Origin of the sequence: Streptomyces sp. NPDC005722 (genome assembly GCF_040630935.1) — a bacterium.
GTDB lineage: Bacteria > Actinomycetota > Actinomycetes > Streptomycetales > Streptomycetaceae > Actinacidiphila.
This window is the reverse complement of the sequence record NZ_JBEXYN010000011.1, coordinates 148,081-162,390: the sequence shown is the minus strand read 5'-3', so window position 1 is coordinate 162,390 and position 14,310 is coordinate 148,081. Positions and strand designations below refer to the sequence as shown.

Below are 14,310 nucleotides of genomic sequence, written 5' to 3'. Positions count from 1 at the left end.
AAAGGGACAGCGCCCCATGTTCGGCAACTACCTCATCGGCCTGCGTGAGGGCCTCGAGGCCAGCCTCGTCGTCTGCATCCTCGTCGCGTACCTCGTCAGGACCGGCAACCGGCGCCAACTGCCGCCCGTGTGGGCAGGCGTCGGCCTCGCCGTCGGCCTCAGCCTCGCCTTCGGCGCCCTGCTGCAGTTCGGCTCCTCGACGCTGACCTTCCAGGCCAAGGAAGCCCTCGGCGGCAGCCTGTCGATCCTGTCGGTCGCGCTCGTGACCTGGATGGTGTTCTGGATGCGGCGCACGGCCCGCCACCTCAAGAGCGAACTCCAGGGCAAACTCGACGCCGCACTGGCCCTCGGCACCGGCGCCCTGGTCGTGACCTCGTTCTTCGCAGTGGGCCGCGAAGGGCTGGAGACCTCCTTGTTCATCTGGACCGCGGTCCAGGCCACGGGCGACGGCATCCGCCCCCTCATCGGGGCCCTGCTGGGCCTGGCCACCTCCGCCGTCCTGGGTTGGCTGTTCTACAAGGGAGCCCTGCGCATCAACCTGGCCAAGTTCTTCCGCTGGACCGGCGCCATGCTCGTCGTCGTCGCCGCAGGCGTGCTCGCCTACGGCATCCACGACCTGCAGGAAGCCGACCTCCTGCCCGGCCTGCGCCACCTCGCCTTCGACATCAGCACCACCATCCCGCCGGACTCCTGGTACGGCACCCTGCTCAAGGGCGTCTTCAACTTCCAGCCCGACCCCACCCTCATCCAGGTGATCGTCTGGGCGCTGTACCTGATCCCGGTGATGGTCCTGTTCCTCGCCCCGCAGCGCACCCGGTCCGCACCGCAATCTCAGAAGGCGGTGCAGCCCTCGCCCGCGGAGTAGCGGCGAGCCTCAACCGGCCCGGTGGGCGGGCCCGGTCCAGCCCATCCCCCTCACTCCCCCGGTGATGCCATGACCACGGCCTCGGCCGCTCTGCTCCCGGTCAACGCGACCCTCGCCTGGGTGTTGGCCGTGTTCCTCGCCGTCGCTGTCACCGTGGTCGCGGTGGCCCGGCTGTCGCCCGATCAGGGCGTCAGCCGGGCCCGGGAGGTGCTGACCGCCGGGGTCCGGGCCGCCCTTCAGCTTGCCGTGGTCTCCGCCGCCATCGGCTGGGTCGCCCACTCCCCCACCGGTCTGCCGGTGTTCCTGCTGCTGATGTACGCGGTGGCTGTCCGTACCGCCGGGCGGCGCATCACCTCGAACAGCACCTGGTGGTGGACCGCGGTCCCGATCGCCGCCGGGGTGGTTCCCGCCGTGGTGGCTCTGCTGGCCACCGGCCTGGTCCCGCTGCGCGGCATCGCCATGATCCCGGTGACCGGCATCCTCATCGGCGGCGCGATGACGGCAACGGTCCTGGCCGGGCGGCAGAGCCTGACCGTGCTGAAGCTGCGCCACGGCGAAGTCGAGGCCGCTCTCGCCTTGGGCATGACCGAACGCGACGCCCGGACGGAGATCGCCCGCCCCGCCGCCTCCGAGGCGCTCGTGCCCGGGCTCGACCAGACCCGCACCGTCGGCCTGGTCACGCTGCCCGGCGCGTTCGTCGGGATGCTGCTCGGCGGAGCCGACCCCGTCACAGCCGGCGCCGTCCAGCTCTTCGTACTCATCGCCCTGATGGCCGTACAGGCCGTGGCCGTCGCCACCACCTTGGAACTGATCGCCCGAGCCCGCCTGACCGCTCCACCCGGTCACACGAGACCACATGCCCCGGACCGACCGCAGGCCCGGCGGTTGATCGGCCGTGGACGCCGCGCCGCCGGCTGACCTGCCTGACTCCCGCCGCGACCTGGCGGGCGCCACTTCCACGCACCGTAGAGGAGGCTGAACTCACCCCATGTACCGACGCGGGGAGCCGCACGGACCGTCAGACGAATCGCCGGGTGCACACGAGTCCCAGCGGCAGGAGCCGGACGGGTCTCCACCTGCGGACGGCTCGTCGATGCACGAGGGCCGGCTGCCGAAGGTACGCGCGCGCGTGCCGCACAGCAGCGGCCGGACCCGGGAAACCGCGGGCGAATCCGACGAGCACGTCGCTCAGGACTCCGATGGAGCGGCCGCCGAGGTGATGGCGTGGCTGCGTGCACGCGAGACGGTGGAATACGAACTGGGCAAGGCGGTGGGCGAGAAGCCCAGTCAGCGGGACGCCACCGTGTCCAGGATGGCTGACGTGCTGCAGGCGGTGACCCACGGTCTGGGGCAGGAGTCCGCCGCGGTGTGGGCAGGGGTGCCGCCTCGGATCCTGCAGACCTGGCTGGACCAGGATCCGGCGTTCGCCGCCGCTGTCACCTCGGCGGCCTCGCTGGCCGCCGCCCACGGTCTGCGGCCCGGAGGAGCCGCAACGCCTGCCATGGTCCGTGTCGCGGTCCTCGCGATCGGCCAGGGCGCGACCTGGCAGACCGCCGCCCGATTGGCGGGACTCACCCCATCGGGTTTCCGACGGCTGTTGAGCACCTCCCCTGCCTTCGCCGCGATGACGCGAGCCGCACGCAAGCTCCAGCCACGAAGATCCAAGCACTTCGTCCCAGCCTCCTATCGCCCGCGCCGCCCGGGACGGCCTGCAAGCACGAGCCATGGCTACCGACTGGTGCGCATGGACGACCCGGTACTGAAACCTCAGCCGCGAGACGAGAACTGATCCGTGGGCCGGATCCGGTGGTGCGTACGGACGTTGTCCATGCGCCCCCACGGTGCGCCACCCCGGACCACTGGAGGGGATCGAAGCGATCGTAGGCGGCCGGCCGGGTCAGGAGCCGGAGGAGTTGAGGATGTCGACATGGGCGCGGGCGAACTCGCCGACGCTCATGGCCCGCCTGCCCGTGATCCTCTCGACGTTGTTGTCGGAGCCGGCCATGGCACCCGCCTGGTATTCGGTCCAGATGCCGGTGACGCTCTCGACGATGTATGGGGATCGGCCGCCCTCCCGGAGAGTGGCGCCGAGCTCCTCCACCGAAGGGGGCTGGTAGACGATCTCCCTGCCGAGTGCCTCCGACAGTTCGGCGGCCAGCTGTGCGAAGTCCATCTCGACGGGGCCGGAAAGGTCGGTGATCTTTCCGACACGCCTGCTGGGCTCGTTCAGCAGCACGGCGATGGCACGACCACGGTCCGTCGCGCTGACGGGCGAGCACCTGCCCCGACCGGCCGGCACCCGCAGCACGCCCTGCTGGAGAGGTCGAAGAATCCACGGGTAGAGCAGTTGGTCCAGGAACACCGTCGGGCGCAGGTGCGTCACGTTCGGGATCGCCCAGTTGAAGACCTCCTCCGCCAGCCACTCGTCGCGTGACGACGGGCTGACGGCCGCGCGATCCGCGGAACGCTGGGAGAGGTTGAGCAGGACGGGCACGCCCGTCTCCCTCACCGCCTGCGCGAAGTTCACGGCCGCCTGGATCAGCCCCGGATGGATCGGGAAGATGAAGCAGGCCGCGTCGGCGCCCTCCAGGGCCGCCCCCAGGCTGTTGATGTCGAGCAGGTCGCCGACGACGACCTCGGCGCCGAGATCGGCCAGGGCCTGGGAGCGTTCGTCATGACCGCGGACAAGAGCCCGCACGTGCATTCCGAGCTCAAGGCTCTCCTGGACGGCGGCCTGTCCGGTGGATCCGGTGGCCCCCGTGACGAGGACGGTTCTGTCGGTCGAGGACGTCATGCGATCTCCATACGGAAGGGCTGTCCACAGCCGGCTGCGGACGATCCGGTGGTCCGTGCGACCGCGGGTGAGCGGGGGTCTCGCCGTCCTCTGTACCGTCGCCGCTCTCCGAGGCGGATCGCGGCACCGGCCTCGTCCGCGTCCCGGCAGGTCCGTACGCATGCCTTTTTAGCTCACCGCTCGACGGCGACACGAAAGAAGCGCGGGGCCCGCGACGCCGATCACACGAGCGGTCCATCGCACGTCGGGAGCCCTGCGCGCCGAGCCCCTTCTCCGGGTCGCCGCGGTGGCGCAGGCCGGTGGAAGACGGCCGGCGCCCGGCGCCCGACCGGGATGTCGCGCCTCATGGCGTGCAGCGCGGCGGTGAAGAAGCCGCACGCGATGTCCGCCGCGCCCTGCGGGAGCGCGTCACGGGGTGGTGGCCCGCACCCTTTCGGGCGGCGGTCAGTGCGGTGATCCGCGAAGGCGCGCCGTGGGCAGCTGAGCCCGCGGAGACGCCGGTCAACGACACCGGCGGACCGGACGGCTGCGCGAGCCCGCCGGGATGGCGGGCATGCCAAGGTCCACCGGGGTGAGCTGGGCCAACCGGTGAGCGTCGGTGCGTTTGCCGCGCCGGAAAGGTGAGGGTCGGGTCGATGTCGATCTCGCCGAGCCAGTACTCGGTCTCAGTGTGGGCTCGGCGGGTATGGAGGTCGGCTTCGATCTCGTCGAGGCGGCCGAGCATCTTGGGGTCGATGCGCAGCATCGGCAGCGGATGCAGGCTTATCCGAACTAGCCCAGCTGGCCGCCCGGTGGGGTGGATCGCCGTCGAGTTGCTGAAAGTAGTGGGCAGAAATCTCGCCTGCTGGAATCATCCGGGCGTGTCGTGCGGCTGACTCCTGCCTTGTCGCGGGTGAACGGGCTTCCGGGGACAGGGGACAATGCTAGACATGGATGACGCGTTCACACTCCTTCGGCGGGCCGTGGACCTGCTGTCCGAGGACGCCGTAGCAGAGAACGGGCAGACGGTTGGGGATGTTCGCGAGGACATCGGGCGCCAGGAGTGGGAGATGGTGCTCAGCGTTCTCATCGAGATCGGGGATGTCCACCCCGTGTCGGTGGACTTCTGGGAACTCCTCGCCGAGGCTGCTCGCCAGATGATGCTCGACCGCAGTGGCCGTTGGTGCGAGTGGCGGGGCTGGGAGCTCCAACACGGCACCGTCCGGGCAACCCTGAGCCTGGTGGGTGCGCAGGAGGGTCGACGCCGGACTGCCTTTTCCGGAGACGGTCGACTCCGGCCGATGTGGGACGTCGGCAACCGCAATGCTGGTGGAGAACGAGAACTGAGCATCGCAAGGCTGTGGGTGGAGTACGCGCAGGAGCTCGGCCCGGGAGAGACTGCCGATGTTCGGCTGGCTCCCCTGAGCCCCGAACAGTGGAGACATCTGAAGTGCGGCGATGTCATCACCATGTACGAAGCCCGACCTGTAGTCGGCACGGCCACCGTGATCGAGGTACTGCCCCCGCGCACCTGAACCCGTCTCGTCGTGCCCTCGTCTGGGGTCAGCAGCCACCGCTCTGGCGCGTCAAGTACCGCTGATGACAGGATGGCCTCCATGATGATCACCAGAAAGGCTCATGCCGCGTAAGCGCCCGGATGCAATCCGCGCCATGCGCGAGCGCCAACCGCCCGAGTGGGCACGTGAACTGCCCACCATCGACCGTCTGTCGGCTGACACGAGTGCCGCGATTCACTTGGTGGAACATAGCTCTCACAGCTGCGAGGTCCAGCCTGGGCGAACCTCGCAATTCCTCTCCAGCTACCGGAAGTTCTTGCGCCAGCCGGGCCGGAAGCTGAGGTTGACTGCCTCGGAGTGCCCGGCCTGTCCTGGGTGCCAGTACGACGATGTCGCAGTGGTCAGGGACGCGTTGGAGGACATAGTGGGCATGCTCCCGCTTCCGGCACGCGCCGAATTGCGACGACTACTTGCCAGTCTTGATGCGGAATTCCGAAGCAGGACACTGCACAATCCTGATCCAAGCCACTGGGTGGACTGGAGCGGGAGGCCGTACCGATGGTGGCACCGACGGCTTTACGCGGGTGTCTAGGTCGAGGGGCCGCCCCTCCCGAGGATGCTGACTTCTTGCGCGGCCGTGTGTGTCACAGCTCCGGAGTAATGCGACCAACGCTGCTGCGGATGTCGGGCATGCCGAGGTGGACGGTGGACGGCTGGGCTGCACGGTCGCGCATGGCCTCCAGCTTCTGGGCGGCGGCGGCCATGGTGGTCTCAATGGCGGCGACCTCGCCGAGCCAGCCCTGGTTCCTGGGGTCTGATGCAGGTTCGGGTGACAGGTTGACCTGCCCCACGGTTTGGGTTCCAGCTGCAGTGGCTAACTGGCCGCGGGGATGAGCGCGATGGCGCGCGCCCGGAACTCCGGAGGATAGGGACGAGGCATGGCTGCCAGCCTTCCGTGAAGGGCTGTCAGTTAGCCACCAAAACTGAAATCTGAGAGGTGGGTCAGGTCAAGATGTCACCCGATCGTGCAGCAGACCCGATCACCGCTTATGAGATGGGGCTGGTCAGGCCGTCTCACTGAGCACCTGGCCGGCCCATCACAACGGCGGACGGGTCGTGCCGCCCCGCTTCAGTGTCCTGCAGCACACCCCCGGACCGCCTCACGCGGTGAGCACCCCGGTGGTGAGGAGCCCGAGGAGCAGCAGGCCTACGGCGACGCGGTAGGCGACGAAGGCGTTGAAGGAGTGCTTGGCGACGAACTTCAGCAGCCAGGCGATGGAGGCGTAGGCGACGACGAAGGAGACCGCGGTGCCGACCAGCAGGGGGGCGGCGCCGACTCCGGCGCCGACGGCGTCCTTGAGTTCGTACAGGCCGGCTCCGGTCAGGGCAGGGATGCCGAGGAAGAAGGAGAGCCGGGTCGCGGCCACGCGGTCCAGGTCGAGGACGAGCGCGGTGGACATGGTGGCGCCGGAGCGGGAGAAGCCGGGGAAGAGCAGTGCCAGGATCTGCGAACTGCCCACCAGCATGGCGTCCTTGAGGCTGGTGTCGTCCTCGCCGCGCTTGTGGCGGCCCATCTGGTCGGCCGCCCACATCACGCCGCTGCCCACGATCAGCGAACCGGCCACCACCCACAGCGAGGCGAGGGGGCCTTCGACGAGCGGTTTGGCGGCCAGACCGACGGCGACGATGGGGATGGTCGCGTAGATGACCCACCAGGCGAACTTGTAGTCGTGGTGGTGGCGCTCCTCGCGGTTGCGGATGCCGCGGCCCCAGGCGGAGACGATGCGGACGATGTCCTGGAAGAAGTAGACGAGCACCGCGGCGATCGCGCCGACCTGGATGACGGCGGTGAAGCCGACGACGGAGGTGTCGTCGACGGGTATGCCCATCAGTCCTTCGGTGATCTTCAAGTGGCCGGTGGAGGAGACCGGGAGGAATTCGGTGATTCCTTCGACGACTCCCAGGACTGCGGCCTGGCCGATGCTGATGGCGCTCATCTGGGTCCGTTTCTGTGATGCGGTGCGGGTGGCGCGGGCGGGACGGTGGCGGAGGCGCGGGTGGTGGCAGCGACGCCGTCGGCGAAGAGTTCGCCGTAGGTGCGGGCCGGCCGTTGTGGATCAAGTGATCGTCATGCCACGGGCTCCTGGGCCGTCTCCGTGCCGGTGCGGTTGCGGCGGCGTGAGCGGAGCAGTTCCAGGGCCAGCGGCAGCAGGGAGAGAGCGACGATGACGGCGACCATGGGGAGCAGGTAGCGGTCGACGTTGGGGACGCTCGCGCCGAGGGCGTAGCCGCCGAGAACGAGACCGACGGTCCAGGCCAGGCCACCGGTGATCTGCCAGAGCGCGAAGGTCCTGGCGGGTACGCGGACGATGCCGGCGAGCGGGTTGAGCACGGTCCGGACGACGGGGATGAAGCGCGCGAGCACGATCGCCTTGCCGTGGCCGTACCGGGCGAGCAGGTCCTCGGCCCGGCTCATGCCGTCGATCAGGTGCCGGTTGCGGGCCCGGGCCAGGAGGGTCCGTCCGGTACGGCGGCCGATCAGGTAGCCGGTCTGCGCGCCGAGCAGGGCCCCGGCCACGGCCGCCACCAGCACCCGGGCCAGGGACAGGTGCAGGCCGTCCGTCCCGGTGGTGCACAGCAGCCCGGCGGTGAACAGCAGGGAGTCGCCGGGCAGGAAGAAGCCGATCAACAGTCCGGTCTCGGCGAACAGCACCAGGAAGACGCCTACCGTGCCGAACGCGGTCAGCAGCGATGTGGCGTCCAGCGGGTTGAGGGCGAGGGGCACTGGTAAGCCTTTCCTGCCGTGCGCGGCCAGGGGGCTGTGCTTTCTGGTGCGGGCGCATGGCACACTCGGGGGACGGCGGGTTTTACACCGCCGTAGAAGTTTTACACGACTGTAGAAGATGTGAGGAGGACCGGCAAACTCCATGGGCACTCCCCCACAGGGCCGTGGCCCCAAGCGGGCCAACGGCGAACGCGAGGCCGAGATCCTGGGCCTGCTCCAGCAGGCCGACGGCGCGCTGACCCCCGGCGAGGTCGCCGAACGCCTCGGCGGCGAGCTGACCTACAGCACCGTGGTGACGATCCTCACCCGCATGCACACCAAGCAGCTGCTGTCCCGCACCCAGCGCGGCCGGGCCTACGCCTACGCCCCGGTGACCGACGAGCCCGGGTTCGCCGCCCGGCGGATGCGTTCGGTCCTGGAGGAGCGGCCGGACCGCGAGGCCGTCCTCGCCCGCTTCGCCGACGGGCTGTCGGACGCCGACGCCGACCTGCTGCGCCAGCTGCTCGGCCCCGACCAGAATCCGTAGAGGGTCCCGGATGCGCATCGCCGTCTACCTCCCGCTGCTGCTGTCCCTGCTTGCCCCGCTCGGGGCGCGACCGCTGTCCGAACGCTGCGATCCGCGCCTGGCGACCTGGCTGCTCACCTCCGTCTGCGTGGTCCTCGGCATGGCGAGCACGGTCTCGCTGGGCTTGCTGGCGGTCACCGGCCTGATCCGCGTCCCCCAGCTGGCGGACCTCGGGCACTGGTCCGCCCGGGCAGCACAGCGCAACGACCCTGCCGAGATGTCCGTGGCGCTGATCGCCGGCCTGCTCCTGGGCACTGCGGTCGTCATGGCCGTCCGCATGCTCTGGTCTCGCGCCCACTCGCTGGCCACCGCCGCGCTGGAAGCGGCCTGCATGCCCGCGCACGACGGCCTGGTCGTGGTGGACGACGAGATCCCCGACGCCTTCGCGGTTCCGGGCCTGCCCGGCCGCGTGGTGGTCTCCACCGGCATGCTGCGCACCCTGGACGCCTCCGAGCGCGACATCCTGCTGGCTCACGAACGCGCTCACCTGACCTGTCACCACTACGCGTTCGTCGCCCTGGCCCAGCTCGGTGCCGCGGCCAATCCCTTCCTGCGGCCGCTCGCCGCCGCCGTCACGTACACGATCGAACGCTGGGCCGACGAGAACGCCGTCGCCAGGACCGGTGACCGCAGGCGGGTCGCCCATACGGTCGGCCGGGCCGCCCTCGCCGCCCATCGCGCTCCCGCCCGGCCCGCGTGGGCGTCCCTGGGCATCCTCGGTCGCCGCGCCTCCGCGCTCGCCGGCGCCGGGCCCGTGCCCCGCCGGGTCGCCGCCCTTCTCGCTCCGCCGCTTCGCCACCACCCGGCCCTGGCTGCCGTTACTGCCGCGGTCCTGGCGGTGGCGGCCCTGTCCACCGTTGACGCCGTGCACGACCTCCACCTTTTGCTCGAAGTCGTCGGCGCCGGGTAGCGGAGCCCGCGGTCCGAAGGGGCCTCGCATCGGGGGCGGCAGTGCGAGTCACCGCTCCGGCGCTCTTCCGGCTGACGCCTCTCACCGGGGACCGGTGGGGAGGGCCCGGCACGTCGTCATGGCGTCGGTGCGGGCCTCCCGCCCTGCTCTTCGGCGCTCCGGTGCCCGCGAAGATGTGCGTACCCCATGAACCCGAACAGGATTGCCAGGAGCACGGCCGAGGAGCCCGCGGTGCCCAGGTCGAGGCCGCCCTTGGCGGTGGGCTTGGTCAGGAAGTCGCCTGCGGTGGCGCCCAAGGGGCGGGTGAGCACGAAGGCGATCCAGAACAACAGCACGTTCGGTACGGCGGGGACGTACATCAGGGCGAACAGGCACACGAGCAGCCCGGTGATGAGCAGTGCACCGCCGGCGTAGCCGAGTCCGGAGCTGTCGGACAGGAAGTCGCCCATCGAGGTGCCCAGGGTGTTGGACACGAGGATGGCCGTCCAGAACAGGGTTTCGGCGCGGAAGGTGTGGATGTCCTGGAGGGTGAACGGCAGCCTGGCCAGCCGCCACGCAGCGAAGACCGCGATCAGCAGGGAGACGAGGATCGCGGCGCCGGCGGGGTAGCCCAGACCCAGCCCCTGGGGTCCCCAGCCGAGGGACGTCGAACCGTGGGCGAGGTACTCGGCGCCGGCGTCACGGTTCATGAAGTCGGACATCGTGGTGCCGGCCGTGCTGGTCGAGAGGATGACCGTCCAGTAGATGAAGGGGCTGTAGCGTCGCGAGCGGAGCTGCACGGCCAGGGTGGCCAGGAAGATCACGAGCAGCGCGATGGTCGTGAGGAAGTAGCCGATCTTGAGCGTCTGGGCGAAGAGGTCGCCCGCGGTCTCGCCGAGCGTCGTCGCGGCGATCTTCATGATCCAGAAGGCGGCGGTGACCTGTGGCAGTTTCCTGGGCGCCTCGATGCCCGCACGGTCGTCGATGCCGGCGGCGGGCGTCAGGGCAAGGGTCTGCGGTTTCTCCATCTCCGTCCCTCCGGAGTGTCGCGAATGAGTGTCGACCGGCATGGAGGAACCATGCGGGACACGGAATCGCCGCCCCTGGCCGTCCTCCTGCCGTCGGGGCGTCCCGGGGCGGGTTCAGCCTGTTATCAGGCCTGAGTCCGCGCCGGACGGGCCGTCGTCCAGTCGGCGGTCCGGGCGTACCGGGTCCGCTGCTTCAGGCATCGCGAAGGGCATGGCCGGCGACCTCGCTGAGAGAGCGGGTGCCTCGCAGCCGGCGCCCCGCATTTTCGTCTACAGATGTGTAGACGTTCGGCTGCAGTCTACGAGCGGACCATGGCCGGACGACGGCAAGGCACGCCGGGCGTCCGGGATCCGGGCCGCGTGGCCCGGATCGGGTGTCATGACGCTCCGCGGAGGTCTTCGCCGTGGTGGGGCAGCAGCAGGGTGAAGGTCGTCGGACGGTCGCGGGTCAGGGCGAGGCGGCCATCCGCGGCGGCAGCCATCTCTCTGGCGAGCGCCAGTCCGATGCCACTGCCCTGACCGGTGGTGGTGCCGCGGGAGAACAGGACGGTCGGATCCAGCGTGAGCGTGCCCTCGTCCTCCACGTCCACAGCGAGCACTCCCCCGAGCTCCCGCACCGTCACCCGCACCGTGCCGCGTCCGTGCCGGTGGGCGTTGTCGAGCAGGACGTCCAGGACCTGGCACGGCAGCCGCCACGCGACCGCGCGGCCCGACACGAGAGCGTTGATGGCACCGTGTACGGGTATCCGCGGCACACCCCACGCCGCCTGGCAGCGCCGAATCCGGGGCGCTGCCAGGCGGCGTGGGCGACCGTGGCCGGGCCACCTGGGGCCGGACAGATGAGTCCGGCCCCAGGTGGCACGTCAGCCGGGCAGGATGTTGTGGTTCACCCTGAACGTATTGGCCGGGTCGTAGGCCTTCTTCGTGGCGGTCAGGCGCCGGAAGTGGTCGGTGCCGTAGACCTCTTCCAGTTGTTCGGGGTCGGTGGCCTCTTCGGTGGAGAGGAAGTTGACCATCCTGCGGTCGTCCGCCCAGGGCTCCATCGCCTTCATGACCCCGTCGAGTGCGCCACCGAGGAACCCGGCCTGGTCGGGGCCGCCCACGCCGAAGCCGAAGAGGACGAAGGGAAGGCCGCGGGTCGAGACGGCGTTGGGCACCGCGGGCTGCCGGTCGAGTGCGCCGCCGAGCATGCGGATCTCGACGCTCGCCAGCGGGGAGTCCGACCCGGGACCGAGCAGTTCGACCAGCGTGTCGGCGGCCTCGGCGGGGAAGGCGCGCAGCATGGTCGTGCGGTCGTAGTAGGGCATGGGCGTCGGGGGGTCCAGGTGGATGGCGCCCATGGCGGTGTAGGGCATCTCGCCGACGGTGTCGACGAGCGTGGGGGCGGCCGCGCGCAGGGGTGCGATCAGCCGCTCGCCCTCGGCCGCAGGGCCCAGGAAGGCGAAGCGCACGTGGACCACGAACGCCCCGCGCAGCGGTTCCGGCAACTCGGGCAGCGGGGGCAGGCGTTGTACGGCCAGCGAGGAGGACATCTCCTCCGGCATGTCGGACTGCCAGGTGCGCCAGGTGTGCAGGAGGTCGGCGAGGTGTTCGCCGGGGAAGTGGATGCCGCCGCCGTAGAAGCGGGTCAGCGGGAACAGGTCGAACTCCAGCGCGGTGACCACCCCGAAGTTGCCCTTGCCCCCGAGCAGGGCCCAGAACAGTTCGGGATCGGTGTCGGCCGTGACGTGCCGCAACGCGCCGTCGGCGGTGACCACGTCCAGCGAGCGGACGTGGTCCGCCGCGTATCCGAGGCTCCGGCCGAGGACGGGGCTGAGTCCGCCCCCGAGGGTGTAGCCGGCCACACCGACCAGCGGCGCCGACCCGCTCACCGGGGCGAGGCCGACGGTGGCCGCCTGGTCGATTACCTCCTGCCAGATCACGCCGGCCTCGACGCGTGCGCGTCGCCGGTCGGCGTCGATGGTGATGCCCTTCATGCGCCGGGTGCTGATCAGTACCCCGCCCCGGGCGGGGTCGACCTGCTGGTGGCCCGTGGTCTTCACCGTCACGGGCCGGCCGTGGCGGGCCGCGAAGGAGACCGCCGCCCGCACGTCGGACGCGTCGGCGGCGCCGACCGCGAGCGCCGGCTCCAGGGAGAGGTTGAGGTTGTAGATCTCGCATTCTGCGTCGTAGCCCTCGTCGCCCGGCAGCAGGACCGGGCCACACACCAGCGATGCGAGTTCGGCCGCCTCCGCAGCCGACACGGGTCTGAAGCGGTCGTCAAAAATCATGATGTCCTCGTGGATTGTGCCGCGGGGTCCCTGGGCGGTCGCCCATGAGTGATCCCGCGCGTGCGAATCGGTGGTGCAGTGGCGCCGGCAGGGCCGTGCGCCTGATGGGCAGGCGGTGGACTTTTATATTACAGATGCCATCTATAAGCCCTTGGGGTACCCCGGCGCCGGTCCAGTGCCGGCCGGCGCCCCGGGCAGCGGGCCGGCGCTCGTCGCGACGGTCACGTCAACGACCGAGACTTCGGGCACAGGCCCTGCCAGCGACTCTCGGACGCCCTCTCAACCTCCACTGTCGCCGAAGCGCTCGGTACGTACCCGCTCCGGCGCATGCCCCAGGAGCACCAGGTAGGCGGCCGCCTTCTCGACGAACCCGGTGGGCCCGCAGACGTAGCAGGTCGGCTCGAAGTCGGGGGGCCAGCCGCCGCGGGCCAAGTCCTCAGGGGTGATGCGCCCCGGCGGGCGCCGTGATTCCTCCGGGGCTTCCCTGCTGTAGAGGTACGTCGTATCCAGCCCCGGCGCCCCCTGGCGGAGTTCGGAGCCGTACAACACGTCCGACGGGGTCCGCGCCGCGTAGAGCAACCTGAAGGGGGTCCGGCTGCCGGCGGCCTTCCGCGCGCGGATCATGCACATCAGAGGCACGAGTCCCGATCCGCCCGCCACCAGCAGAACCGGCTCCGTCTGCTGCTGCCTCCAGACGAACCAGCCGCCGACAGGCCCGCGCAGCTCCAGCCCGTCCCCGGGCACGAGCTCGTCCACGAGGTAGGGCGACACTTCCCCGCCGGGCGTGCGCTGGACCGTCAGGTCGAGGGTCCGGCCGTTGGAGGCCGAGGCGATCGAGTAACTGCGCTGGGTGCTGTAGCCGTCTTCCGCGGTCAGCCTGACGTCCACATGCTGGCCGGCCAGGTGTCCGGGCCAGTCCGGCACGTCCAGTGTCAGGGTGACGGCCGTCTTCGACTCCACGCGCCGACCCGTCACTTCGGCGGTCCGCCACCGGAGCCGGTCGCCTAGTCTCCCTGGTACCGCTGCTCTCGCCATGGGTCTCCGTAGTTGTGGTACCCGGCGCTCTCCCAGAAGCCGGGCACGTCGCTTCGCCGCAGCTGGATCTCACGGACCCACTTCGCGGACTTCCACAGGTAGAGGTGCGGGACCAGCAGCCGGGCGGGACCACCGTGTTCCGGCGCCAGGTCCTCGCCTCCGTAGCCGTAGACGATCCATGCCTTGCCGTCGACCAGGTCGGCGAGGGGGATGTTCGTGGTGTAGCCCCCGTACGAGCCGACGAGGACGTGCTCTGCGGCCGTCTCCACGTCCGCGAGCAGGACGTCCAGCGACACGCCTCGCCACTGGGTGCCGAACTTCGACCACTTCGTCACGCAGTGCAGGTCGACGGTCGGGGACTCCGCCGGGAGTGCCATCAGGCCCGCCCAGTCCCACACGTGCTGCTTGTCGGCTTCCGTGGTCACGGCCAGTTTCCAGTCGTCCCGCCGGATGCGGGGCGTGGGCCCGGCGGACAGCACCGGGAAGCCGGTCGTCTCGTACTGCCCGGGCGGCAGCTTCGTGCCGGCCGGCGGCCTTCGGCCGTGGAAGCCACGCGAGATGAACGCCATGTTCGTCGTCCTTG

The 14,310-nt window shown here is 70.3% G+C and carries 16 protein-coding genes; 6 read left to right on the top strand and 10 right to left on the bottom strand.

Annotated features, from left to right (window positions below):
• Positions 1-16: 16 nt before the first annotated feature.
• The 3 genes from efeU to ABZ479_RS15845 all read left to right on the top strand — a co-directional run bounded on the left by efeU (position 17) and on the right by ABZ479_RS15845 (position 2,654).
• Positions 17-865, top strand: coding sequence for an iron uptake transporter permease EfeU (efeU, locus tag ABZ479_RS15855; RefSeq protein WP_500462134.1), 849 nt, complete (start codon positions 17-19; stop codon positions 863-865).
• 69 nt (positions 866-934) lie between these two features.
• Positions 935-1,783 carry an ABC transporter permease gene (locus ABZ479_RS15850; RefSeq protein ID WP_500462133.1) on the top strand — a complete coding sequence of 283 codons (849 nt, stop codon included), beginning with the start codon at positions 935-937 and terminating at the stop codon, positions 1,781-1,783.
• A 211-nt stretch (positions 1,784-1,994) separates the two neighbouring features.
• The gene (locus ABZ479_RS15845; RefSeq protein WP_500462132.1) at positions 1,995-2,654 is read left to right on the top strand and encodes a hypothetical protein; all 660 of its coding nucleotides are present in this window, start codon (positions 1,995-1,997) and stop codon (positions 2,652-2,654) included.
• A gap of 108 nt (positions 2,655-2,762) precedes the next feature.
• Here the strand turns inward: ABZ479_RS15845 and ABZ479_RS15840 are convergent, their stop codons facing one another.
• Both ABZ479_RS15840 and ABZ479_RS15835 read right to left on the bottom strand, forming a co-directional pair.
• A complete protein-coding gene (locus ABZ479_RS15840) occupies positions 2,763-3,659 on the bottom strand; it encodes an NmrA family NAD(P)-binding protein (protein ID WP_500462131.1) in 897 nt (298 codons plus the stop codon).
• A 343-nt stretch (positions 3,660-4,002) separates the two neighbouring features.
• A complete protein-coding gene (locus ABZ479_RS15835) occupies positions 4,003-4,404 on the bottom strand; it encodes a hypothetical protein (protein ID WP_500462130.1) in 402 nt (133 codons plus the stop codon).
• Between the two features lie 184 nt (positions 4,405-4,588).
• Between ABZ479_RS15835 and ABZ479_RS15830 the strand changes: the two genes are divergently transcribed.
• On the top strand, positions 4,589-5,173 hold the full coding sequence (locus ABZ479_RS15830) for a hypothetical protein (protein WP_500462129.1): 585 nt from the start codon (positions 4,589-4,591) through the stop codon (positions 5,171-5,173).
• Positions 5,174-5,799: 626 nt separating this feature from the next.
• Here the strand turns inward: ABZ479_RS15830 and ABZ479_RS15825 are convergent.
• From ABZ479_RS15825 to ABZ479_RS15815, 3 genes are all read right to left on the bottom strand, one after another.
• A complete protein-coding gene (locus tag ABZ479_RS15825; RefSeq protein ID WP_500462128.1) occupies positions 5,800-6,006 on the bottom strand; it encodes a hypothetical protein in 207 nt (68 codons plus the stop codon).
• 309 nt (positions 6,007-6,315) lie between these two features.
• Positions 6,316-7,152, bottom strand: a complete 837-nt coding sequence (locus ABZ479_RS15820) for an undecaprenyl-diphosphate phosphatase (RefSeq protein ID WP_500462127.1) — start codon at positions 7,150-7,152, stop codon at positions 6,316-6,318.
• A gap of 131 nt (positions 7,153-7,283) precedes the next feature.
• Positions 7,284-7,940 carry a DedA family protein gene (locus ABZ479_RS15815; protein WP_500462126.1) on the bottom strand — a complete coding sequence of 219 codons (657 nt, stop codon included), beginning with the start codon at positions 7,938-7,940 and terminating at the stop codon, positions 7,284-7,286.
• Between the two features lie 142 nt (positions 7,941-8,082).
• Here ABZ479_RS15815 and ABZ479_RS15810 point away from each other — a divergent pair, with 142 nt between their 5' ends.
• Both ABZ479_RS15810 and ABZ479_RS15805 read left to right on the top strand, forming a co-directional pair.
• Entirely contained in the window at positions 8,083-8,466 is a 384-nt protein-coding gene (locus tag ABZ479_RS15810) for a BlaI/MecI/CopY family transcriptional regulator (RefSeq protein ID WP_500462125.1), read from the top strand.
• A 10-nt stretch (positions 8,467-8,476) separates the two neighbouring features.
• On the top strand, positions 8,477-9,415 hold the full coding sequence (locus ABZ479_RS15805) for a M56 family metallopeptidase (protein ID WP_500462124.1): 939 nt from the start codon (positions 8,477-8,479) through the stop codon (positions 9,413-9,415).
• 116 nt (positions 9,416-9,531) lie between these two features.
• On the opposite strand, the gene ABZ479_RS15800 is transcribed toward ABZ479_RS15805, so the two are convergent.
• The 5 genes from ABZ479_RS15800 to ABZ479_RS15780 form a co-directional block, all read right to left on the bottom strand.
• Positions 9,532-10,422 carry a COG4705 family protein gene (locus tag ABZ479_RS15800; RefSeq protein WP_500462123.1) on the bottom strand — a complete coding sequence of 297 codons (891 nt, stop codon included), beginning with the start codon at positions 10,420-10,422 and terminating at the stop codon, positions 9,532-9,534.
• Between the two features lie 377 nt (positions 10,423-10,799).
• Positions 10,800-11,138: an ATP-binding protein gene (locus ABZ479_RS15795; protein ID WP_500462122.1), complete on the bottom strand. Its 339-nt coding sequence runs from the start codon at positions 11,136-11,138 to the stop codon at positions 10,800-10,802.
• A gap of 147 nt (positions 11,139-11,285) precedes the next feature.
• Complete coding sequence (locus ABZ479_RS15790; RefSeq protein ID WP_500462121.1) at positions 11,286-12,692, bottom strand: FAD-binding oxidoreductase; 1,407 nt, start codon at positions 12,690-12,692, stop codon at positions 11,286-11,288.
• Positions 12,693-12,971: 279 nt separating this feature from the next.
• On the bottom strand, positions 12,972-13,727 hold the full coding sequence (locus ABZ479_RS15785; protein ID WP_500462120.1) for a ferredoxin reductase: 756 nt from the start codon (positions 13,725-13,727) through the stop codon (positions 12,972-12,974).
• On the bottom strand, positions 13,697-14,296 hold the full coding sequence (locus tag ABZ479_RS15780) for a molybdopterin-dependent oxidoreductase (RefSeq protein ID WP_500462119.1): 600 nt from the start codon (positions 14,294-14,296) through the stop codon (positions 13,697-13,699). The genes ABZ479_RS15785 and ABZ479_RS15780 overlap by 31 nt, the downstream gene beginning before the upstream one ends.
• Positions 14,297-14,310 lie beyond the last annotated feature (14 nt).